Source organism: Pseudomonas sp. MWU13-2517, assembly GCF_023242545.1.
Classification (GTDB): domain Bacteria; phylum Pseudomonadota; class Gammaproteobacteria; order Pseudomonadales; family Pseudomonadaceae; genus Aquipseudomonas.
The window spans coordinates 60,539-83,022 of sequence record NZ_JALMFA010000009.1; the positions used below are offsets into that span (position 1 = coordinate 60,539).

The window sequence follows — 22,484 nt, forward strand, 5'->3', positions numbered from 1 at the left end:
GTTCGGCCATCGCCTGGTTCAGCGCATCGGTGCGTTCGCGCACTTGCTCGGCCAACACCACCGAATGCTGGAAGGTGGTGTAAGGGTTGTTGCCCTGGGTCATGCCCGACTCGATGCGCTCGATCAGCGCCGCGTTGATGCGCGCCAGCTTGTGGTTGTCCTGTTGCAACCGGGCCACCTGGGCGAGCAGTTCAGCGTCGGCCTCGGGCAATGGCGACCCCGGTAAAGGTCTGGTTGATGTGCATGCCATTGAACTGTTCTCCATAGGTGTTGAAACCCATCACCCGGTGGTCGCGCAGAAAGGTGCCCATCGGCTCCAGGTCGCCGTTGTCTTCCAGCTCCAGGCGGCGCAGGAAACAATCACAGCCGATCGTCAGCAGCAGGTCGCCGAGGCGCGATTGCAGGCCGTCGAACAAACGTTCCAGGTTGGGCAGGATCGGTCCCGGTTTCATCGCGGTCAGCACGATGCCGTTTTCCACCGCGCAGTAGAAACTCAGGCTGAGGTCGTCATGCACCTGCTGGATCGCACGCACGTAGTAATAGTCGTGGATACGCACCGCCAGCGGGTGTGCGGCGAAGGTGCGGTGGTCAAGGTCGGCCACGGCCACCCCGATATGCCGCGCGTATTCTGCGGCGGCGGGTTCGGCGTTGAGTTCGAACACGCGACGCGATGGGCTGTCGGCACCGGTCACCACCAGTTTTTCCGTGCGCGGCAGGATGTGGTGGGTGGTGAACACCTCGAAATCCAGCCAGGTATTGACCAGCACCACCACCGCCGCACCGCTGTGGAACACGCCGTTGAAGTACACGTGGGTGTGGGTGAGGAAATTGTCATCACCGGCCGAACCGCCGAAGTGCGGGATATCGCCCAGGGCGGCGCTGAGGGCGGCAAGGACCATTTCCTCACGGCTGGACAAGCCGTCGAGCAAGGTCAAGGCGAAGGTGTTGCCCTTGATCGGTGCCAGGGTGTTGCTGCGACAGCCGCCGACAAGACGTTCGACCATGTCCTGGGCGTCAATCAGGCTGAAGTGCTCCACCTGGTCGATCAGCTCGGTGGCGATAGAGAAGTGCGCGTGGTGGAAGCCTATTGCGGTGATGCAATTGCGCCCGTAGCCCTGGGGCGTGATCTCGCCAGCGCTGGTACAGCCGACCACGCGCACGCTGCCGAAACACTCTTGCAAGGCTTGGCCCAGGGCCTGCAAGTCATAAGACGCCGAGCAGAAAAACAACACGAACCCCAGGTACGGATGCAGCAGTTGCCGCGCCAGCTCCTCGGCGGCCTGCCCGGCATCGGCAGCCTGGGACATGGCACTGACTACGCCTTCGGTGTTGTGCATCGTGGACTCCCCTTCTGAGGCCCAAGTGTACGAAGGGCTGGGGATGGGGCCTATGCTACTTGGGTACTGGGCGGGGGCTGCGATGGGATAAGACGGGCCCGGTCACGGGCCCGGCACTTAGGATGTAAGACCGGCCTTGAACAACATGCCAACGGCCACCAGCACGCATAGGCCGGCAAACCCCACCTGCAAGGTGCGGGCGGGAACCCGCGCGCACAGGCGCCGGCCGACCAGCATGCCGACGACACTCGCACCGATGAACACCCAGCCCAGCGGCTCTATGCGCACGCCCGCGTGGAACGCGCCGCCCACGCCGATCAACGAGATCAGGCTGATCACCATCAAGGAGGTGGCGACGATGCCGCGCATCTGCACATCGGTGAGTTGCTTGAATGCCGGCACGATCAGGAAGCCGCCACCCACCCCCAGCAGCCCCGACACCGCACCGGTCACGGCGCCCAGCGCAGCCAGCGTCGCGCTGCACTTGGCGGTCCAGGCCAGGCGCCCGGTCTGCTGGTTGAGCATGCAGTTCTTCTGGCCCCAGGAAGCGGCACCATGGTCACTCGGCCCCGCCTCGACCTTTTCGCGCTGCAACATGCGCCAGGCCACCAGCACCATCAACCCGCTGAAGAGGCCCATCAGCAGGTGCTCCGGCAATTGGTGGGCGAGGAACACCCCCAGGGGTGAAAACAGGCCACCGAGCACAGCGATCAACAGCGCCGCGCGATAACGAACCAACCCATGGCGCAACCCATCGACCGCACCGACGGCCGCAGCCGCGCCGACGGCGAGCAGCGATACCGGCGCGGCCTGGGTCATGCTCAGACCCAGCCCCAGCACCAACGCCGGTACCCCGAGGATACCGCCGCCCGCGCCGGTCAAGCCCATCACCACGCCCATCAGTAAGCCCAACACACTGGCCAGCAGCATTCAGTCCACCTTGCTCAGGCGGGTCAGCCATTCGCGGCCCTTGAGCATGCCGTTCCAGTAGAACCATGGCAGCAGGGTCGCCTTGAGGAACCACATCGAACGCCGCGCCCGGGTCGGGTCGAGGGGAAAGGTCGGCAGCAGCTTGCCGCCGTAGCCGAACTCGGCCAACACCACCTTGCCCTTCTCCACCGTCAGCGGGCAGGAACCGTAGCCGTCATACTTGAGCGGCAGCGGCGCTTGCTTGCGCAGGGCCAGCAGGTTTTCGGCAACCACCACGATTTGCTTGCGTACCGCAGCGGCGGTCTTGGCGTTGGTGGTGGAGCACACATCGCCCAGGCCGAAGATGTGCGGGTAACGCACATGTTGCAGGCTGTGGGGATTCACCTCGCACCAGCCGGCGGCATCGGCCAAGGCGCTGTGGCGGATGAAGTCCGGTGACACTTGCGGTGGCACCACATGCAGCAGGTCGAAGGTTTTTTCCTGGAGCGTGACGTTACCCTCGGTGTCCTTCACTTCGAACCAGGCTTTGCGGGCCGGGCCATCGACTTTCACCAGGTTGGAATTGAACGCCAGCCGGGCGTTGTACTTTTCCACGTATTTCATCAACGGCGGTACAAAGGTCGCCACACCGAACAGCGCAGCGCCCGCCAGGTTGAATTCCACGTCGAGGCTGTTCAGGCGGCCTTGCTTGAGCCAGTGATCGCAGGACAGGTACATCGCCTTTTGCGGTGCGCCCGCGCATTTGATCGGCATCGCCGGCTGGGTAAAGATTGCCTTGCCGCCCTTGAGTTGCTGCACCAATTGCCAGGTGTAGGCGGCATGTTCATAGCTGTAATTGGACGTGACGCCGTTCTGGCCAAGGGTCTCTTGCAGGCCCTCGACCTTCTCCCAGGCCAGGCGCAGGCCGGGGCACACGATGAGGTTGTTCCAAGTGACGCGTTGCCCACTGTCGAGCACCAGGCTGCGCTCGTCCGGCAGCAATTCGGTGACGGCGGCCTGCACCCAGGTGACGCCATTGGGCAGCACGTCGGCCAGCGGGCGGCGGGTCTTTTTCACGTCATAGGCGCCACCGCCCACCAGCGTCCAGGCCGGCTGGTAGCAGTGGTGATCGCTCGGTTCAATCAAGGTGATGTTCAGGTGGGGGTCGCGCTTGAGCAGGCTGGCCAGCAGGCCAATGCCTGCCGAGCCGCCGCCGATGACTACGATATCGCCACTGATGGTTGGGCCACCGTGTTGGTCATTCATGGTCGATCGCCTTCTTGTTGCATTCACACAAGGGTCGCTGCCGGATGGCGTCACGCCCAGCTTTTTATGACCGCGCCGCAGTACAGCCCGGACAGGGTCTTCATCACTTGAATCACTTCGTGGCTGGCCAGCCCGTAGAAAATGTATTTGCCTTCCCGACGGGTAGCGACCAAGCCTTCATCACGCAGGATGCCCAGTTGTTGCGACAGAGTGGGCTGGCGTACGCCGGTCATGGTTTCCAGCTCGCCCACGTTGCGCTCGCCCTGGGTCAACTGGCAGAGAATCAACAAACGATCCTCGTTGGCCAACGCCTTGAGCAACGTACAGGCCTTGGACGCCGATGCACGCAGCTGGGCGACTTCGCCTTCACTCAACGTAGATTCCATTTGCCTCAGGTCCTTTCCGTCACTTAAGCTCAAAACATTATGTGTAAATGTAAAGTGATTGTAATCACTTTTTTCAGCATCAGGGGCAGCCGTCATGTCAGCGTTGATTCAATCCTTTCTGGACGAGGCGTCGTCGACCTACACCTACATTGTCTATGAAGCGGACGGCGGGCAGTGCGCCATCGTCGACTCGGTGCTCAACTACGACCCCGCGTCCGGGCGTACCGACACGCGCCAGGCGGACAAAGTCATCAGCTTTGTCCGGGAACACCAGTTGCAGGTGCAATGGCTGCTGGAAACCCATGCCCACGCCGACCACCTGTCCGCTGCGCCGTACCTGCGCCGCACCCTGGGTGGCAAGATCGCCATTGGCCAGTGCATCAGCAAGGTGCAGGGCGTATTCAAGAATCTGTTCAACCTGGAGCCGGAATTCCGGGCGGACGGATCGCAGTTCGATCATTTGTTTGCGCCGGACGAGCTCTTCCACATCGGCGGCTTGAAAGCCCAGGCGTTGCATGTGCCCGGGCATACCCCGGCAGACATGGCCTACCTGATCGAAGGTCGGTTGATCCTGGTGGGTGACACCCTGTTCATGCCCGATGTCGGCACCGCCCGCTGCGACTTCCCCGGCGGCGATGCGCGGCAGTTGTACGCGTCGATGCGCAAGTTGCTGGACTTCCCGCTGGAAACCCAACTGTACGTGTGCCATGACTATCCGCCTGAAGGACGTGAGGCCAAGTGCCTGACGACCGTGGCTGAGCAGCGCGCGGGAAATATTCATGTGCATGACGGCGTGGATGAAGCGGCATTCGTGGCCATGCGCACGCAGCGCGATGCGGGGCTGGGCATGCCGACGCTGCTGCTGCCGGCGATCCAGGTGAACGTACGGGCGGGGAATATGCCGCCGGCGGAAGACAACGGTGTGGTGTACCTGAAGATCCCGCTCAACCAGCTCTGAGGGACTCAGTCAAAATAAGAGCCACTGCCCTAATGCCAGTCAGTTAAGGAGGAGCATAGTCACTGTGGCGAGGGCGCTTGCTCCCGCTGGGTCGCGCAGCGGCCCCAGCTTTGGACTTGAAAAGACTGGGCCTGCTACGCAGTCCAACGGGAGCAAGCTCCCTCGCCACAGGTTACTGGTTGTCCGCTCTATCGTTTAACTGTCTGGAAAGCCACTCTCAGGAGAAATGCCAGTCAGTCAGGAGGAGCATAGGCACTGTGGCGAGGGAGCTTGCTCCCGCGGGGTCGCGAAGCGGCCCCAAGCTTTGGGCTTGAAAAGACTGGGCCTGCTACGCAGTCCACCGGGAGCAAGCTCCCTCGCCACAAGTTACTCGTTGTCCGCTCTATCGTTTAACTGTCGGGAAAGCCACTCTCAGGAGAAATGCCAGTCAGTCAGGAGGAGCATAGTCACTGTGGCGAGGGAGCTTGCTCCCGCTGGGTCGCGCAGCGGCCCCAGCTTTGGGCTTGAAAAGACTGAGCCTGCTACGCAGTCCAACGGGAGCAAGCTCCCTCGCCACAGGTTACTCGTTGTCCGCTCTATCGTTTAACTGTCTGGAAAGCCACTGCCCCGGGTAATTCCGGACCATAACGTGTCGACCCGCTTGAAGCCCCATTCTTGAGCTGTGGTGCGGCCGACGATCTTGTCGGGCTGCTTGGCCAGGTCGACTTCAACCTGGGTCAACGGCAACCTTGAATGCACGGAAAAGAACACCTTGACGATCGGCGTCAGCAACGAGCCGGGGTTCTGTTCGACGACCACCGCAATACGACCACTCGCCAGGCGCACCAGGGCGCCTACCGGGTAAATGCCCACGCAGCGGACAAAGGCCTGGAACACCCGCTCATCAAAATGGCCTTTCCACTCCGCCATTTTCTGAATCGCCTCAGCGGGGCCCCACGCCTTCTTGTAGGGGCGGTCGGACGTGATGGCGTCGTACACGTCACACACCGCGCCCATCTGTGCGAACAGGCTGATCTGGTCCTGTACCAGGCCGTGGGGGTAGCCGCTGCCGTCGCATTTTTCATGGTGATGCAGGCACACATCCAACACCAGGGCGCTGATCCGGGGTGACAGGCGCAACAGCTCGGCGCCCAGCACCGGGTGCTTGCGCACAATGCCAAACTCCCCTTCGGTCAAGGCACCCGGTTTGTTCAGGATCGGTTCGGGAACACTCATCTTGCCCACGTCATGAAACAACCCCGCCAGGCCCGCCTCCTGCACCAACTCCGGTGCCAGGTCCAACTGACGCGCCAGGGCGATCATCAATCCGCAGACGGACACCGAATGCATGTAGGTGTATTCGTTTGCGGTCTTCAGGCGCGCCAGGCTGATCAGCGCATGGGGATGACGCAGAATGGACTGGGAAATTTCGTCCACCAGCGCGGCCGCCTGGGTCGGTTCCACCGCCCGCCCCATACGCAGGTCGCCAAACATTTCGATCAACGCGCGCTTGGCCAGGGCACACACCTTGACCGCGCGGGCCACCTCGACCTTGAGGTCGACAGGCTCGGACGGCGTCGGTCGCGGCGGCGCCACGACCTGCTGCTCCGGGCTGGGCGCGACGCTGGGGCTGACGTCACAGCCCTTGAGGGTATCGATCCATACACCGCGCACAGGAGCGTCGCGCAAACGCTGCACATCCTCGGCCTGGCGCAGCAGAAAGCTGGTTTTCCAGAAGCCGTGATCCATCCAGGCCCCATCCAGTTTATGGACGTACATCCCCTGGACGACTTGCGATGCAGAAATGCACTTCAACATCCCTCCCCCCTCACGACCGCGATCCTGCGGTCAAGCTATGGAGAACTTCCCAACGATCTGCTTGAGGTCTACCGCCAACCTGGACAGCTCATGACTGGCCGTAGACGTCTGGCTGGCCGCCGAAGAACTCTGGATAGACAAATCGCGAATGCTGATCAGGTTCTGGTCAACGGAACGCGCCACCTGAGCCTGCTGTTCCGAAGCGGTCGCGATCATCAGGTTGCGCTCGTTGATGTCGGTAATGGCTTGGGTGATCTGGGTAATGGCCACGCCGGCTTCATGGGCAACTTTCAAGGAATCCATCGCCTCGTCGCGATTGAGGGCCATGGACGCCACTGCCTCGCTCGAACAGCTCTGGATCCTGGCAATCATCTGTTCGATTTCCTGGGTCGACGTTTGCGTTCTATGGGCCAACGCCCTTACTTCGTCGGCCACTACCGCAAAACCTCGGCCCTGCTCCCCGGCCCGCGCTGCCTCAATCGCCGCATTCAAGGCGAGCAAATTGGTTTGTTCGGCAATGGAGCGAATCACTTCCACCACCCGGGCAATGTCTTGGGCCTGCTTGGCCAGCCCTTCGACTTCCACCCCGGTCTGCTGCACCGTGGTACTCAACTTCTCAATCGATGCAATGGTTTGCGTCACACGCTCCTGGCCCACTTTGGCCGAGCGCTGGGAGTCTTGCGTCGACTGGGAAGCAGACACCGCATTCCTCGCTACTTCCTCCACCGCTGCGGTCATCTCATTAACCGCCGTGGCGGCCTGGTCAGTCTCCATACTCTGGCGCTCGATGCCGGCGGTGGACTCGCGAGTGATCGCACTCATTTCCTCCGCTGCCGAAGCCAACTGCCCGGACGCCTCCGATATATGCTGCAGGGTGCTTTTCAGGTTCATCTGCATGGCGGCGGTCGACCTTTGCAGGTCGGTCAATTCGTCCTTGCCGCTGATGGCAATGGTCAGGCGCAGATCACCGTCGGCGATTTTGCCGGTCGATATCAACAACTCACGCACCGGGTTGATGATGCTGCGGGTAAACAGGCGTGCCACTACCACGGCGATCAGCACCGAGCTGACCATCAACACCCAGGTGAACAAACGGGCGGCATCATGCTCATTGGAGGCGACTTGCACCGTCGACGTGGAGCCTCGTTCATTGATCGCTATCAACTCGTCCATGGCCTTTTGCGCCTGGGCCCCAATAGGGCCGTTGACGTCACGCAAGTACGCCGCCATCTGCTCAGGGGAAAAGGTGGAGGCCTGGGCCAGAAACTCATCCGTTTTCTGGCTGTAACTCTTTATGTTGGTGAGTACTTCGTTGTACTTGGCTTGTTCCTCGGGGCTCGACACCTTGCTTGCATAGCTATCGGCAACTTGCAGCGCCTCATCGCGCGCGGCCTTGACCTTTTCAAGGGAGGCAGGGTCCTTGGCGCTGTACTCCATGGCATAGCGACGCAGATCCAGACGTAGTTTGTAAAAAGCCGAGTCCATCTTGCCCGCCAGGCGAATACTGGGAAGCCAGTTGGCGCCTACTTCGACCGTCGACGAATACATCTTGTCGACTTTTATGAGGGTCATTGCGCCTTGTATCAGCAGGAGGGAACAAACCACACCGAAGCACAGGGTGGTACGAAAGTTCAGCTTAAAGGATCTCATGGACATGCGGCTCACCCTTCCCTTGGCCGCGTAGGACGCGGCTTGACGAATACAACTGTGTACAAGTGAAGGTGAAAAAAGTGTGACTGTCCAAGCGATTTTTTATCGAAGCCGCCCAATAAAAGTGCGATTAATTACGTAGCTAAATATCGAAAAAACAGTCTCTTCCGATTATTTACCATCACACCATCAGCCCATCCCGCGGCAATGGCAGTGCCGTTTTATAACGCACTTGTTTGAGGGCAAAACTGGAGCGGATGTTGGCCACACCCGGCACTTTGGTCAGAAAATCCATCATGAAGCGCTCCAACGACTGGATCGTCGGTACCAACACCCGGATCAGATAGTCCGGGTCGCCCGCCATCAAATAGCACTCCATCACTTCCGGCCGGTCCGAAATCGCCCCTTCGAACTGCTGCAACGCCAGTTCATTCTGCTTTTCCAGGCTGACATGGATGAACACGTTGACGTGCAGCCCCAACAGATCGGCGTCCAGCAGCGTGACCTGGTCACGAATCAGGCCCAACTCCTCCATCGCCTTCACCCGGTTGAAACACGGTGTGGGCGACAGGTTCACCGAACGCGCCAGGTCGGCGTTGGTGATGCGAGCGTTCTCCTGCAAAGCGTTGAGAATGCCGATATCGGTACGGTCCAGTTTGCGCATGAGACAAAATCACCTGTTTATTATGTTTATGCAGTTTTTTTATCCGCAAATGGTCTCGGGTGCAACGAAACAGAGATAAATATTCTTCTACGCCACGCCTATGATTGTTGTAGGACAAGATTTCTCCTACCCGGAGTCTGACTGTCAGCTAGCGCGCCCACTACAAGAAATTCACAAGATAGAGCGTAGAAAGCCATGACCCAGCAGTACGAACCGCTGCGCCTGCACGTTCCCGAACCCTCGGGCCGCCCAGGCTGCAAGACCGACTTTACCTACCTGCGCCTGAATGACGCCGGCCTGGTGCGCAAACCCGCCATCGACGTAGAACCCGCCGACACCGCCGACCTGGCCAAAGGCCTGATCCGCGTGCTCGACGACCAGGGCCAGGCGCTTGGTCCATGGGCTGAAGGTGTTTCAGTCGAGATTAAGCGCCGCGGCATGCGCGCCATGCTCAAGACGCGGATCTTCGACAACCGCATGGTGGTCGCCCAGCGTCAGAAGAAAATGTCGTTCTACATGCAAAGCCTCGGCGAAGAAGCCATCGGCAGTGCCCAGGCCCTGGCCTTGAACATCGACGACATGTGCTTCCCTACCTACCGCCAGCAAAGCATCCTGATGGCGCGTGAAGTACCGCTGGTGGACCTGATCTGCCAACTGCTGTCCAACGAACGCGACCCGCTCAAGGGCCGTCAGTTGCCTATCATGTACTCGGTGAAAGACGCCGGTTTCTTCACTATTTCCGGCAACCTCGCCACCCAATTCGTACAAGGCGTGGGCTGGGGCATGGCCTCGGCCATCAAGGGCGATACCAAGATCGCCTCGGCCTGGATCGGCGACGGCGCCACCGCCGAATCCGACTTCCACACCGCCCTCACCTTCGCCCACGTGTACCGTGCACCGGTGATCCTCAACGTGGTCAACAACCAGTGGGCCATCTCCACCTTCCAGGCCATTGCCGGCGGTGAAGCCACCACCTTCGCCGGACGCGGCGTCGGTTGCGGTATCGCCTCCCTGCGCGTGGACGGCAACGACTTTATCGCGGTGTACGCCGCCTCCGCCTGGGCTGCCGAGCGTGCGCGCCGCAACCTGGGGCCTAGCCTGATCGAATGGGTGACCTACCGCGCCGGCCCGCACTCGACCTCCGATGATCCGTCCAAATACCGCCCCGCCGATGACTGGAGCCACTTCCCCCTGGGCGATCCGATTGCCCGCCTCAAGCAGCACCTGATCCAGATTGGCAAGTGGTCCGAAGAGGAACATGCCGCGGTCAGTGCCGAACTCGAAGCCGAAGTGATCGCCGCGCAAAAACAGGCCGAACAGTACGGCACCCTCGCCGGCGGCCAGATTCCAAGCGCCGCGACCATGTTCGAAGACGTCTACAAAGAGATGCCGGAGCACTTGAAGCGCCAGCGTCAAGAGTTGGGGATCTGACATGAACGATCACAACAACAGCATCGAATTGGAAACCGCCATGACCACCACCACCATGACCATGATCCAGGCCCTGCGCTCGGCCATGGATGTGATGCTCGAACGTGACGACAACGTGGTGGTGTTCGGCCAGGACGTCGGTTACTTCGGCGGCGTGTTCCGTTGCACCGAAGGGTTGCAGAACAAGTACGGCAGTTCGCGGGTGTTCGACGCGCCGATCTCGGAAAGCGGGATTATCGGCGTGGCCGTGGGCATGGGCGCCTATGGCCTGCGCCCGGTCGCCGAGATCCAGTTCGCCGACTACGTCTACCCCGCCACTGACCAGATCATCTCGGAAGCGGCCCGCCTGCGTTATCGCTCGGCCGGCCAGTTCACCGCGCCGCTGACCATGCGCATGCCCTGCGGCGGCGGTATCTACGGTGGCCAGACCCACAGCCAGAGTATCGAGGCGGTGTTCACCCAGGTCTGCGGCCTGCGCACGGTGATGCCTTCCAACCCCTACGACGCCAAAGGCCTGTTGATCGCCTCGATCGAAAACGATGACCCGGTAATCTTCCTCGAGCCCAAGCGCCTCTACAACGGCCCGTTCGATGGGCATCACGATCGCCCCGTCACGCCGTGGTCGAAACACCCGCAAGCGCAAGTGCCGGACGGTTACTACACCGTGCCGCTGGACGTGGCCGCTATCGTGCGCCCGGGCTCCGCCGTGACTGTGCTGACCTACGGCACCACCGTGTATGTGTCGCAAGTTGCCGCCGAAGAAACCGGCATCGACGCCGAGGTCATCGACCTGCGCAGCCTGTGGCCGCTGGACCTGGAAACCATCGTCAAATCGGTGAAAAAGACCGGTCGTTGCGTGGTGGTGCATGAAGCCACGCGCACCTGCGGTTTTGGTGCCGAGCTGGTGTCGTTGGTGCAAGAGCATTGCTTCCATCACCTGGAAGCGCCGATCGAGCGCGTCACCGGTTGGGACACCCCCTACCCGCACGCGCAGGAGTGGGCGTATTTCCCAGGGCCGTCCCGAGTGGGCGCGGCGTTGAAACGGGTCATGGAGGTCTGAATGGGCACGCACGTTATCAAGATGCCGGACATTGGCGAAGGCATCGCGGAAGTGGAACTGTCGGTGTGGCATGTGAAGGTCGGCGACATGGTCGTCGAAGACCAGGTGCTGGCGGATGTGATGACCGACAAGGCGATGGTGGACATTCCCTCGCCGGTGCACGGCAGGGTGATTTCCCTCGGCGGCGAGCCTGGCGAGGTCATGGCCGTGGGCAGTATTCTGATCAGCATTGAAGTGGAAGGCGCGGGGAACACCAAGGATGTGCCGGTAGCGGCTGAGCCCGTCAAGGCGGCGCCGGCTCCCGTTATCGAAGCCAAGCCGGCACCCGTCGTGGTTGAAACCAAGGCGCCGGCCAAGCCTGCCGCAGCGCCCGTCGCCCGCGATGCCGGTGAGCGCCCCCTGGCCTCCCCCGCCGTGCGCAAACATGCGCTGGACGCGGGTATCCAACTGCGCCTGGTCCAGGGCACGGGCCCGGCCGGCCGGATCCTGCACGAAGACCTCGACGCCTACCTGCAACAGGGGGCGGCGAAAGCATCGACGGCAGCCAACCCCTACGCCGAACGCAACGACGAAACACAGATCCCGGTGATCGGCATGCGCCGCAAGATCGCCCAGCGCATGCAGGATGCAATCCGGCGCGCCGCGCATTTCAGTTACGTGGAAGAAATCGACGTCACCGCCCTGGACGAGCTGCGCGTGCACCTCAATGAGAAGCACGGCGCCACGCGCGGCAAGCTGACCCTGCTGCCGTTTATCGTGCGTGCGATGGTGGTGGCGCTGCGCGACTTCCCGCAGATCAATGCGCGTTACGACGACGAAGCCCAGGTCATCACCCGTCTTGGCGCGGTGCATGTGGGTGTCGCTACCCAGAGCGACGTGGGCCTGATGGTGCCGGTGGTGCGTCACGCCGAGGCTCGCAGCCTGTGGGGCAATGCCGCAGAAATCGCGCGTTTGGCCACGGCCGCGCGCAACGGCAAGGCCAGCCGCGATGAGCTGTCCGGTTCAAGCATTACCTTGACCAGCCTGGGCGCCCTGGGCGGTATCGTCAGCACGCCGGTGCTGAACCTGCCGGAAGTGGCGATTGTCGGCGTCAACCGCATTGTGGAGCGGCCGATGGTGATCAAGGGCCAGATCGTGGTGCGCAAGATGATGAACCTCTCCAGCTCCTTCGATCACCGCGTGGTCGATGGCATGGACGCGGCGCAATTCATCCAGGCCATTCGTGGCCTGCTCGAACAACCCGCCAGCCTGTTCCTGGAGTAACGGCATGACTCAGACATTGCACACTACGCTGCTGATTATCGGCGGCGGCCCCGGCGGGTATGTAGCCGCGATCCGTGCCGGCCAGTTGGGCATCCCGACCATTCTGGTGGAAGGCCAGGCGCTGGGCGGGACGTGCCTGAACATCGGCTGCATCCCATCCAAGGCCCTGATCCATGTGGCCGAGCAGTTCCAGCAAACCGTGCATCACAGCCAGGGTTCGCAGTTGGGTATCGAAGTGGATGTACCGACCCTGGACATCCGCAAAAGCGTGGAATGGAAAAACGGCATCGTCGACCGCCTGACCACCGGCGTCGCCGCGTTGCTGAAAAAGCACAAGGTCCAGGTGATCCATGGCTGGGCCAACGTGGTGGACGGCAAGACCATCGAGGTGGGCGAGCAGCGTATTCACTGCGAACACCTGCTGCTGGCCACCGGCTCGAAAAGCGTCAACTTGCCGATGTTGCCGTTGGGTGGCCCGGTCATCTCTTCCACCGAAGCGTTGGCACCTACCCATGTGCCCAAGCGGTTGATCGTGGTGGGTGGGGGTTATATCGGCCTGGAGCTGGGCACGGCCTACCGCAAGCTGGGCGCCGAGGTCAGTGTGGTCGAGGCACAGGAGCGGATCCTGCCGGCCTATGACAGCGAGCTGACACTGCCGGTGGCGGAAGCGCTCAAGCAGTTGGGCGTGAAGTTGTATCTCAAGCACAGCGTCACCGGGTTTGAAAACAACCGCCTGCAAGTGCGTGACCCGCTTGGCGAGACGCTTTCACTGGAAGCTGACCAGGTGCTGGTGGCCGTAGGGCGCAAACCCAACACCCAGGGTTGGAACCTCGAGGCGCTGAACCTTGCGATGAACGGGTCGGCAATCAAGATCGACCAGCATTGCCAGACCAGCATGCGCAACGTATGGGCCATCGGCGACCTGAGCGGCGAGCCGATGCTGGCGCACAGGGCCATGGCCCAGGGCGAGATGGTCGCCGAACTGATCAGCGGCAAACACCGTGAGTTCAACCCGGCGGCAATCCCCGCGGTGTGCTTTACCGATCCCGAATTGGTGGTGGTCGGCAAGACCCCGGATGAGGCCAAGGCAGCAGGCTTGGATTGCATCGTCTCGAGCTTCCCGTTTGCAGCCAATGGCCGGGCCATGACCCTGGAATCGAAAACCGGCTTCGTACGGGTGGTGGCGCGGCGTGACAACCACCTGATCGTCGGTTGGCAAGCGGTGGGCGTCGGTGTGTCCGAACTGTCCACCGCCTTCGGCCTGAGCCTGGAAATGGGCGCGCGCCTGGAAGACGTGGCCGGCACCATCCATGCCCACCCGACCCTGGGTGAAGCGGTGCAGGAAGCCGCGCTACGGGCACTGGGGCATGCCTTGCACCTTTGACCGGAAAGGCTTTGTGGCGAAGGAGCTTGCTCCCGCCGGGGTGCGAGGCGCCCCTAAAAGCTGGCGCATGCTACGCAGTCGAGCGGGAGCAAGCTCCCTCGCCACTATCAGCCCGCTCCCACACACAGCCAGAATGCAGTATTGTTGTGCCCATTCAGAAAAAAACCGACTTGACCAGAGATTAGAGGGTGTCATGGGTAACGAGAGCATCAATTGGGACAAGCTGGGCTTTGACTACATCAAGACCGACAAGCGGTTTCTCCAGGTCTGGAAAAACGGCGACTGGCAAGAAGGCACCCTGACCGACGACAACGTGCTGCACATCAGCGAGGGCTCCACCGCCCTGCACTATGGCCAGCAGTGCTTCGAGGGCCTCAAGGCCTACCGTTGCAAGGACGGCTCGATCAACCTGTTCCGCCCGGACCAGAACGCCGCCCGCATGCAACGCAGCTGCGCGCGCCTGCTGATGCCGCATGTGCCGACCGACGTGTTCATCGATGCCTGCAAGCAAGTGGTCAAGGCCAACGAGCGGTTCATTCCGCCGTATGGCAGCGGCGGCGCGCTGTACCTGCGCCCGTTCGTGATCGGTACCGGTGACAACATCGGCGTGCGCACCGCGCCGGAGTTCATCTTCTCGGTGTTCGCAATCCCGGTCGGCGCCTACTTCAAGGGCGGCCTGGTGCCACACAACTTCCAGATTTCCACCTTCGACCGCGCCGCCCCACAGGGCACCGGTGCCGCCAAGGTCGGTGGCAACTACGCCGCCAGCCTGATGCCGGGCTCCGAGGCGAAGAAATCCGGCTTCGCCGACGCGATCTACCTGGACCCGCTGACCCATTCGAAAATCGAAGAAGTCGGTTCGGCCAACTTCTTCGGGATCACCCACGACAACCAGTTCATCACGCCGAAGTCGCCTTCGGTACTGCCAGGCATCACTCGCCTGTCGCTGATCGAACTGGCCAAGACCCGACTGGGCCTGGAAGTGGTCGAGGGCGAAGTGTTCATCGACAAGCTGGATCAGTTCAAGGAAGCCGGTGCCTGCGGTACTGCCGCAGTGATCTCGCCGATTGGTGGCATCCAGTACAACGGCGAGCTACATGTGTTCCACAGCGAGACCGAAGTCGGCCCGATCACCCAGAAGCTCTACAAAGAGCTGACCGGCGTGCAGACCGGCGAAGTTGAAGCGCCGGCGGGTTGGATCGTCAAGGTCTAAGCCGGAGCCCGCAGCGCCGCAAAGCGAATGTGGGAGGGACCTGCTCCCTCCCACATTTAATCTGCAGTGTTCTCAGGATGGGGACGGGATATTCGCGGCGATCTTCTTGCCCATGCTGATCCTCGGTTCCACCCCATACCCCAACGCCTCATAAAACCCCGCCACCCCCTCATTACCGCCGGTGATCTGCAGGTTGATCTTCATGCAGCCCAGCGCCGTCAGCGCCTGCTCCGCATGGCGCACCAACGAGGCGCCCAGGCCCTGGCGCCGATAGTCCGCGTGCACCGCCACCGAATACAGCCAGCCGCGATGACCGTCGTACCCGGCAAGGATTGTCCCTATCACCGCCTTTTTGTCCGTCGCGACGAAGAACAGCCCATCGTTGACCGCCAGTTTCTTATCAATCGCCAGCGTCGGCAGGTTATGGGCAGTGTCATAGCCAAACGCTTGCTGCCACAGCGCAACCACTTGCGCGCGGTGCTGGCGATCACGGTAGGGGCCGATGGGATGGCGGGAGGACAGTGATTTTTCCATCACCAAGGTGCGTTCATTGCCGTGATAGACATCGCGCACGGTATGAAAACCCAGCTTGGCGTAGAACGGTTCGGCCGTCAGCGAGGAAGGTACGCTCAGGGTGGTCACTCCGGCTTCGCGGGCGCGCAGCTCGATCTCAATCATCAACAACCGGCCAATCCCCTGCCCTTGCAGGCTCGGGTTGACGAACACCGAACGCACCACATTGGCATCAAGGGCTGCGGTGGCCACGATCACCTGATCCTGAATCGCCACCAGCACGACCCGGCGCTTGAGCAATGCCAACACCGCGTCCGGTGTGAAGTTGCTCGCGACCCGCGCGATCACCTCGGCCGGGTAATCCTGCGCATTGCTGCTGTACAAGGCAGCCAGGATGACCTGACTGATCCCCTCGGCATCGGTGGTTTGGGCAAGACGGACAGCGGTAGACATGATCTCTCCTGGCTGACGGCGTTATGGCAGACGCCACAATACCAAGGTGCAAGGAGGCTTGCTCCCGATTGCGCCAGATCAGTGATTTTTTTGACCGCACACCGCCCCTGCCTCATTCGAGCCCATTTCAAACGCGACAGCCGATTCGGCTGTCTCACTGCCCTTTTCAGCTTTCCCGGCTGAGGCGTCCCGCCGTTTCAGCCGGGATTCACCCGGCACAACGCACAAAATAGCGCCACAGTTCACCCCATGGATTTCGTGCACCCATGCAAACCACCAACACTGTCTTGATGATCCGCCCGGCGCGCTTTGCCTTTAACCCGGACACCGCGATCAACAATCGCTTCCAACGTCCGCCCCTCGACCCGTTCGGTGCGCAGCAGAAAGCGCTGGAAGAGTTCGACGGTTATGTCGATACCTTGCGCAACCACGGCGTGGAAGTACTGGTGGTACAGGACACGCCGGCGCCTCACACGCCCGACTCGATCTTTCCCAACAACTGGTGGAGCAGCCACGCCGACGGCAGCCTGGTGCTGTACCCGATGGAAGGCCAGAACCGACGACTGGAACGCAACAAGGGTGTGCTGCAAGTGCTGGAGCAGCGTTTTGCGATCAACCACACCATCGACCTGAGCCACCTGGAGCAACAGAACATCTTTCTCGAAGGCACCGGCAGCATGGTGCTCGACCGCCAGCACCGCATCAGCTACGCCTGCCACTCCGGGCGTACTCATCAAGACGCCCTGCGCCAGTTTGCCGAACGCCTCGACTACCGGTTGTGCGTATTCCATGCCGTCGACCGCCACCAGGCGCCGATCTACCACAGCAACGTGATGATGAGCGTCGGCCGCGACCTCTCGGTGGTGTGCCTGCACGCCTTGCCCGATGCCGACGAACGCCAGGCCCTGGAACGCTCCCTGCGCGACACCGGCAAGGACATCCTCGGCCTCGACTTCGGCCAGCTCGAAGCCTTCGCCGGCAACATGCTCGAAGTGCACGACCGCGACGGCCAGCCCCTGCTGGTGATGTCCGCCAGCGCCTGGGGCGCCCTGCAACCGACGCAACGCCAGCATGTGGAACGTCACGCCCGCCCGGTGGTGGTGAACATCGACAACATCGAACGCATCGGCGGCGGCAGCGCCCGCTGCATGCTGGCGGAAGTGCATCTGCCTGCCCGCCCCTCATTTCAATAAGGAGTCTTGCCATGACCCGTTACATCGACGTCAACGACCTCTGCTACCTGGTCTCGCAGAAAGGCCTGCCAACCTGCATCAGCGAAATGGCCGAGTACATCCGCGCCGACTACCTGCGCTGGCAGGATTTCGAAAAATGCGCGCGCCTGGCCAACCATTCGCCGGACGGCGTGATCGAGTTGATGCCGGTATCCGACGCTTCGCTGTACGCTTTCAAATACGTCAACGGCCATCCGAAAAATACCCAGGCCGGCATGCTCACCGTGATGGCCTTCGGTGCCCTGGGCGATGTGGATACCGGCCGGCCGGTACTGCTGGCGGAAATGACCCTGACCACCGCGATCCGCACCGCCGCTACCTCGGCACTGGTGGCTCGCTACCTGGCCCGCGACAACTGCCGCAGCATGGCGTTGATCGGTAACGGCTCGCAAAGTGAATTCCAGGCCCTGGCGTTCCACACCATGCTCGGTATCAATGAAATCCGCCTGTTCGATATCGACGCCAAGGCCACCGCCAAACTCGCCGCCAACCTCAAAGCGTTCCCGGCAATCAAGGTGATCCTGGCCGGCAGCGTGGCCGAAGCGGTGAAAGGTGCGGACATCGTCACCACCGTGACCGCCGACAAAGCCTACGCAACCATCCTCACCGACGACATGATCGAACCGGGCATGCACCTGAATGCCGTGGGCGGTGATTGCCCGGGCAAGACTGAGCTGGACCGACGCATCGTCGAGCGCGCCCAGGTGATCGTCGAATACGAACCGCAGAGCCGCATCGAAGGGGAAATCCAGCACATGCCGGAAGACTCGCCGGTGACCGAGCTGTGGCAAGTGATCAATGGCCAGAAGCCGGGCCGCGAAAATGCGCGACAAGTCACCCTGTTCGACTCGGTGGGCTTTGCCATCGAAGACTATTCGGCCCTGCGCTACGTGCTGGATGTGGCCAAGGCCCTGGACGTAGGCCGCGAACTGGAGCTGGTGCCGGACCTCAGCAACCCGAAAGACTTGTATGCGCGCCTGGCCCAGCAACCGGCGGCACAGCAGAAAAAGCGCGCCTGAGACCGCTCTGGCCTGCCGCTTCAAGCCCGAGGCAGGCCAGAACTTTCCCCCGGAAAAGCCGATTCAGCGCGTGCAACAGCCGATTCCGCTGCATTGCACTTTTTAACAGCACAATTCGCGCTTTATGCATGGGGTAAACGACACAAAAAACGCACCACCATGGAGCATTCTCTGCGCCGACGACAAAGATTTATTTCACCTTTATGACTGCCCCTGACATCAATTACAAAATATAGGGACTTCACCATGACGCCACTGCGATCACTCTTCGCTGCATTGCTGTTGCCACTGTGCGCCACCGCCGCCCAGGCCCAAGACTGGAAAGAAATCCGCTTCGGCGTGTTCCCCGAATATCCCCCCTTCGAATCCGTGGCCGCCGATGGCAGCCTGCAGGGCTTCGATATTGAATTGGGCAATGCAATCTGCGCCAAGCTCGAGGTCAAATGCACCTGGGTACATAACGAATTCGACGGTATGATCCCGGCCCTGCGAGCGCGCAAGTTCGACGCGATCATGTCATCCATGGCCGTGACCCCGGCACGCGAGAAGGTCATCGACTTCACCGACCGGCTGTTCCTCAGCCCGACGTCGGTGATCACCCGCAAAAGCGCCGACTTCGGCGACACCCCGGAATCGTTGAAAGGCAAACAGGTGGGCGTGCTGCAAGGCTCGCTGCAGGAAGCCTATGCCCGTGCGCAACTGGCCAGGCTGGGGGCGCAGATCAAGGCGTACCAGTCCCAGGAACAGAACTACGCCGACCTGCAAAATGGTCGCCTCGATGCCACCCTGACCGACAAGCTCGAAGCCCAGCTCAACTTCCTGTCCAAGCCTGAAGGCGCCGACTTCAAGACCGGCCCGGCCTTCAAGGACCCGACCCTGCCGCTGGATATCGCCATGGGCCTGCGCAAGAACGATCAGGAATTACGTGCGCTGATCAACAAGGGCATCGCCGCCGTGCAGGCCGATGGCACTTATGCGCAGATCCAGAAGAAGTACTTCGGCGATCAGGACATCTACCACGAGTGATGCCAACGCTGCGCCTGCGGGAGAACACATGTGTGGGAGGGGATTGCTCCCCGATGAGTGCGCGCCAGTCGACACGCATTGACTGAGCTGCCGCTATCGGACGCAAGCCCCAGCCACATGCGCCGGTTCCCGCAGGGTATGTCTGCGCCCTTTAGAGATCCCCCCATGAATGAATTCCTCAACTTGCACGGCTACGGCCCGATGCTGGCTCAAGGCGCGTGGATGACGCTCAAGCTGGCATTCCTGGCACTGGCCCTGAGCCTGACCCTCGGCCTGATTGCCGCCGGCGCCAAACTGTCCAGTGCCAAATGGCTGCGCGTGCCGGCTACGCTGTACACCACTTTGATCCGCAGCGTGCCGGACCTGGTGCTGATCCTGCTGATCTTCTACAGCCTGCAACTGTGGCTCAACGACCTGAGTGAAGTGTTCGGCTGGAACTACTTTGAAATCGACCCGTTTACCGCCGGGGTCATCACCCTGGGCTTTATCTATGGCGCGTATTTCACCGAGAACTTTCGCGGCGCGATCCTCAGCGTGCCGGTCGGCCAGCTGGAAGCCGCGACCGCCTATGGCCTGAGCCGCTGGCAGCGTTTTCATCTGGTGCTGTTCCCGCAATTGATGCGCTTCGCCCTACCAGGCCTGGGCAACAACTGGCTGGTGCTGCTCAAATCCACGGCGTTGGTGTCGATCATCGGCTTGTCGGATCTGGTCAAAGCCGCACAGAACGCCGGCAAGACCACCAACGAACCGTTGTATTTCCTGATCCTCGCCGGCCTCGTCTATCTGGTGATCACCACCTTGTCCAACCGTATCCTCAAGCGCCTCGAACGGCGCTACAACCTCGGCATCAAGGGGATGGCGCGATGATCGAACTGTTCCAGCAATACGGCCTGGCCTACCTGTTCAGCGATGGAACGGGCCTGTCCGGCGTGGCCATGACCTTGTGGCTGTTCATTGTCTCGGTGGTGCTGGGGTTTGTACTGTCGATACCACTGGCACTGGCCCGCGTCTCGGAACGCTTCTGGCTGCGCTGGCCGGTGGAGGTCTACACCTACCTGTTTCGCGGCACGCCGTTGTACATCCAACTGCTGATTTGCTACACCGGGCTGTACAGCCTGGAAGTGGTGCAAGACAACGCGCTGCTCAACCAGTTTTTCCGCAATGCACTCAATTGCACCCTGCTGGCGTTTGTGCTCAACACCTGCGCCTACACCGTGGAAATCTTCGCCGGGGCGATCCGCAATATTCCTTACGGCGAAATCGAAGCGGCTTGCGCCTATGGCCTGCATGGCTGGCGGCTCAATCTGTTCGTGGTGGTGCCGGCGGCATTGCGGCGCGCGTTGCCAGCCTACAGCAATGAAATGATCCTGATGCTGCACGCCACCTCGCTGGCGTTCACCGCCACCGTCGCCGACATCCTCAAGGTGGCCCGCGATGCGAATGCCGAGACGTTCCTGACGTTCCAGGCGTTCGGTATCGCCGCCCTGCTGTACATGCTGCTGTCCTTTGCACTGGTGGGCCTGTTTCGACTGGCCGAACGTCGCTGGATGCGCTTCCTTGTTTCTACCCGAGGCTAACCCATGAATCAGTCCGCGCAGGCCCTGGCCGCTTACCCCATCGATGTGCCCATGGCCAAATCCGCAACCGCAGCCATCAAGCTGCAAGTCGAAGGCATCCACAAACGCTACGGCGAACACGAAGTGCTCAAGGGCGTGTCCCTTAACGCCCGCAACGGCGACGTAATCAGCCTGATCGGCGCGAGCGGCTCGGGCAAGAGCACCCTGCTGCGCTGCATCAATTTTCTCGAACAACCGGACGCCGGGGTCATCACCCTGGACGGCATCAGCATCGAAATGCAGCCCGACCGCGCCGGCACCCGCGCGCCGCACCAGGCACAACTGCAAAACCTGCGCACACGCCTGGCCATGGTGTTTCAGCACTTCAACCTGTGGAGCCACATGACCGTGCTGGAAAACATCACCATGGCCCCGCGACGGGTACTGGGCGTAAGCGCCGCCGAGGCGCAGAAACGCGCCCGGCTGTACCTGGACAAAGTCGGCCTGCCGGGCCGCGTGGCGGATCAATACCCGGCGTTTCTATCGGGTGGCCAGCAACAACGCGTGGCCATTGCGCGGGCACTGGCGATGGAACCCGAGATTATTCTGTTCGATGAACCGACCTCCGCGCTGGACCCAGAACTCGTAGGAGAAGTCCTCAAAGTCATACAGACGTTGGCTGAGGAAGGTCGTACCATGCTGATGGTCACCCACGAAATGGGCTTTGCCCGCCAGGTGTCCAGCCAAGTGCTGTTTTTGCACCAGGGCCGGGTCGAGGAACAAGGCGGCGCCGAGATCCTCGACCACCCCAGCAGCGAACGCTTGCAGCAATTTCTTTCCAACCGTTTGAAGTGAACTCATGGATACCAAGGCCAACGGACCCCATTCTTCCCCTGCGCTGGATCGCATCGATGAGGCGATCATCGATGTGTTGCGCCATCAGGGGCGTATCACCTACGAAAAGCTCTCGTCGCTGGTGCACCTGACGCCCAGGCCATGCCTGGAACGGGTGCGCAAGCTTGAGCGACGCGGGGTGATTCGCGGGTATGGGGCGATCATCGATGTACAGATGGTCTCGCCGGGGCTATCGCTGCTGGTGCTGGTGGCGTTGTCCAACCAAAGCGGGCGCTCGGCGCAGAAGGCTTTCGAAGCATGCGTCAAAGCCTGCCCGCAAGTGTTCGAATGCCAACTGATCAGCGGGCCGTTCGACTACAGCCTGCGCATGCGCTGCCGCGATATGGAGCATTACCGCGTGTTGACCGAGACCTGGCTGAACAATGATGAGTTGCACATTGATAAGTTGGTGGCGCACCCGGAGTTGGCGGTAGTGAAGAACACCGCCACCGAGCTGGCGTGAGCGCCACGCC

General features: G+C 61.4%; 21 protein-coding genes. 13 read left to right on the forward strand and 8 right to left on the reverse strand.

Translation table 11 applies throughout. The annotated features are described in order from the left end of the window. Positions 1-191: 191 nt before the first annotated feature. The 4 genes from nosP to M5B97_RS14665 all read right to left on the reverse strand — a co-directional run bounded on the left by nosP (position 192) and on the right by M5B97_RS14665 (position 3,898). Positions 192-1,337, reverse strand: coding sequence for a nitric oxide-sensing protein NosP (nosP, locus tag M5B97_RS14650; protein WP_248731853.1), 1,146 nt, complete (start codon positions 1,335-1,337; stop codon positions 192-194). A 117-nt stretch (positions 1,338-1,454) separates the two neighbouring features. After that, positions 1,455-2,267, reverse strand: a complete 813-nt coding sequence (locus M5B97_RS14655) for a sulfite exporter TauE/SafE family protein (protein WP_248731854.1) — start codon at positions 2,265-2,267, stop codon at positions 1,455-1,457. Further along, a complete protein-coding gene (locus M5B97_RS14660; protein WP_123717920.1) occupies positions 2,268-3,512 on the reverse strand; it encodes an FAD/NAD(P)-binding oxidoreductase in 1,245 nt (414 codons plus the stop codon). It lies immediately after the preceding gene. A 50-nt stretch (positions 3,513-3,562) separates the two neighbouring features. Further along, positions 3,563-3,898 carry a metalloregulator ArsR/SmtB family transcription factor gene (locus M5B97_RS14665; RefSeq protein WP_090370020.1) on the reverse strand — a complete coding sequence of 112 codons (336 nt, stop codon included), beginning with the start codon at positions 3,896-3,898 and terminating at the stop codon, positions 3,563-3,565. 94 nt (positions 3,899-3,992) lie between these two features. Here M5B97_RS14665 and M5B97_RS14670 point away from each other — a divergent pair, with 94 nt between their 5' ends. Beyond that, positions 3,993-4,856: an MBL fold metallo-hydrolase gene (locus M5B97_RS14670; RefSeq protein WP_123717921.1), complete on the forward strand. Its 864-nt coding sequence runs from the start codon at positions 3,993-3,995 to the stop codon at positions 4,854-4,856. A 582-nt stretch (positions 4,857-5,438) separates the two neighbouring features. Here the strand turns inward: M5B97_RS14670 and M5B97_RS14675 are convergent. The 3 genes from M5B97_RS14675 to M5B97_RS14685 form a co-directional block, all read right to left on the reverse strand. Next, positions 5,439-6,653 (reverse strand): HD-GYP domain-containing protein, encoded by a 1,215-nt coding sequence (locus M5B97_RS14675; RefSeq protein WP_248731855.1) that lies wholly within the window; start codon positions 6,651-6,653, stop codon positions 5,439-5,441. A gap of 30 nt (positions 6,654-6,683) precedes the next feature. Beyond that, positions 6,684-8,309: a methyl-accepting chemotaxis protein gene (locus tag M5B97_RS14680; RefSeq protein WP_283101000.1), complete on the reverse strand. Its 1,626-nt coding sequence runs from the start codon at positions 8,307-8,309 to the stop codon at positions 6,684-6,686. A 175-nt stretch (positions 8,310-8,484) separates the two neighbouring features. Then, positions 8,485-8,967, reverse strand: a complete 483-nt coding sequence (locus tag M5B97_RS14685) for an Lrp/AsnC family transcriptional regulator (RefSeq protein WP_123716976.1) — start codon at positions 8,965-8,967, stop codon at positions 8,485-8,487. A 195-nt stretch (positions 8,968-9,162) separates the two neighbouring features. Between M5B97_RS14685 and M5B97_RS14690 the strand changes: the two genes are divergently transcribed. The 5 genes from M5B97_RS14690 to M5B97_RS14710 all read left to right on the forward strand — a co-directional run bounded on the left by M5B97_RS14690 (position 9,163) and on the right by M5B97_RS14710 (position 15,318). After that, positions 9,163-10,398, forward strand: a complete 1,236-nt coding sequence (locus M5B97_RS14690) for a 3-methyl-2-oxobutanoate dehydrogenase (2-methylpropanoyl-transferring) subunit alpha (protein WP_248731857.1) — start codon at positions 9,163-9,165, stop codon at positions 10,396-10,398. A 1-nt stretch (position 10,399) separates the two neighbouring features. Continuing rightward, entirely contained in the window at positions 10,400-11,458 is a 1,059-nt protein-coding gene (locus tag M5B97_RS14695) for an alpha-ketoacid dehydrogenase subunit beta (RefSeq protein WP_060756808.1), read from the forward strand. Then, the gene (locus M5B97_RS14700; protein WP_248731858.1) at positions 11,459-12,721 is read left to right on the forward strand and encodes a dihydrolipoamide acetyltransferase family protein; all 1,263 of its coding nucleotides are present in this window, start codon (positions 11,459-11,461) and stop codon (positions 12,719-12,721) included. It abuts the gene before it with no gap. Positions 12,722-12,725: 4 nt separating this feature from the next. Then, on the forward strand, positions 12,726-14,105 hold the full coding sequence (lpdA, locus tag M5B97_RS14705; RefSeq protein ID WP_248731859.1) for a dihydrolipoyl dehydrogenase: 1,380 nt from the start codon (positions 12,726-12,728) through the stop codon (positions 14,103-14,105). A gap of 193 nt (positions 14,106-14,298) precedes the next feature. Then, positions 14,299-15,318, forward strand: a complete 1,020-nt coding sequence (locus M5B97_RS14710) for a branched-chain amino acid aminotransferase (RefSeq protein WP_248731860.1) — start codon at positions 14,299-14,301, stop codon at positions 15,316-15,318. Between the two features lie 72 nt (positions 15,319-15,390). Here M5B97_RS14710 and M5B97_RS14715 read toward each other — a convergent pair whose 3' ends face one another. Further along, positions 15,391-16,284: a GNAT family acetyltransferase gene (locus tag M5B97_RS14715; protein WP_248731861.1), complete on the reverse strand. Its 894-nt coding sequence runs from the start codon at positions 16,282-16,284 to the stop codon at positions 15,391-15,393. Positions 16,285-16,550: 266 nt separating this feature from the next. Here M5B97_RS14715 and M5B97_RS14720 point away from each other — a divergent pair, with 266 nt between their 5' ends. The 7 genes from M5B97_RS14720 to M5B97_RS14750 all read left to right on the forward strand — a co-directional run bounded on the left by M5B97_RS14720 (position 16,551) and on the right by M5B97_RS14750 (position 22,474). Next, positions 16,551-17,477 carry a citrulline utilization hydrolase CtlX gene (locus tag M5B97_RS14720; protein ID WP_248731862.1) on the forward strand — a complete coding sequence of 309 codons (927 nt, stop codon included), beginning with the start codon at positions 16,551-16,553 and terminating at the stop codon, positions 17,475-17,477. Between the two features lie 11 nt (positions 17,478-17,488). Continuing rightward, complete coding sequence (locus M5B97_RS14725) at positions 17,489-18,535, forward strand: ornithine cyclodeaminase (protein ID WP_248731863.1); 1,047 nt, start codon at positions 17,489-17,491, stop codon at positions 18,533-18,535. A 246-nt stretch (positions 18,536-18,781) separates the two neighbouring features. Continuing rightward, positions 18,782-19,561 carry an ABC transporter substrate-binding protein gene (locus tag M5B97_RS14730; protein ID WP_123716968.1) on the forward strand — a complete coding sequence of 260 codons (780 nt, stop codon included), beginning with the start codon at positions 18,782-18,784 and terminating at the stop codon, positions 19,559-19,561. A 165-nt stretch (positions 19,562-19,726) separates the two neighbouring features. Continuing rightward, positions 19,727-20,428 (forward strand): ABC transporter permease, encoded by a 702-nt coding sequence (locus M5B97_RS14735; RefSeq protein WP_134656662.1) that lies wholly within the window; start codon positions 19,727-19,729, stop codon positions 20,426-20,428. Beyond that, complete coding sequence (locus M5B97_RS14740; RefSeq protein WP_123716966.1) at positions 20,425-21,138, forward strand: ABC transporter permease; 714 nt, start codon at positions 20,425-20,427, stop codon at positions 21,136-21,138. Before M5B97_RS14735 ends, M5B97_RS14740 begins: the two co-directional genes overlap by 4 nt. 3 nt (positions 21,139-21,141) lie before the next feature. After that, the gene (locus M5B97_RS14745; protein WP_283101001.1) at positions 21,142-21,972 is read left to right on the forward strand and encodes an ATP-binding cassette domain-containing protein; all 831 of its coding nucleotides are present in this window, start codon (positions 21,142-21,144) and stop codon (positions 21,970-21,972) included. 4 nt (positions 21,973-21,976) lie between these two features. Then, positions 21,977-22,474, forward strand: coding sequence for an Lrp/AsnC family transcriptional regulator (locus tag M5B97_RS14750; protein WP_029296543.1), 498 nt, complete (start codon positions 21,977-21,979; stop codon positions 22,472-22,474). The last annotated feature ends 10 nt before the right edge of the window (positions 22,475-22,484 follow it).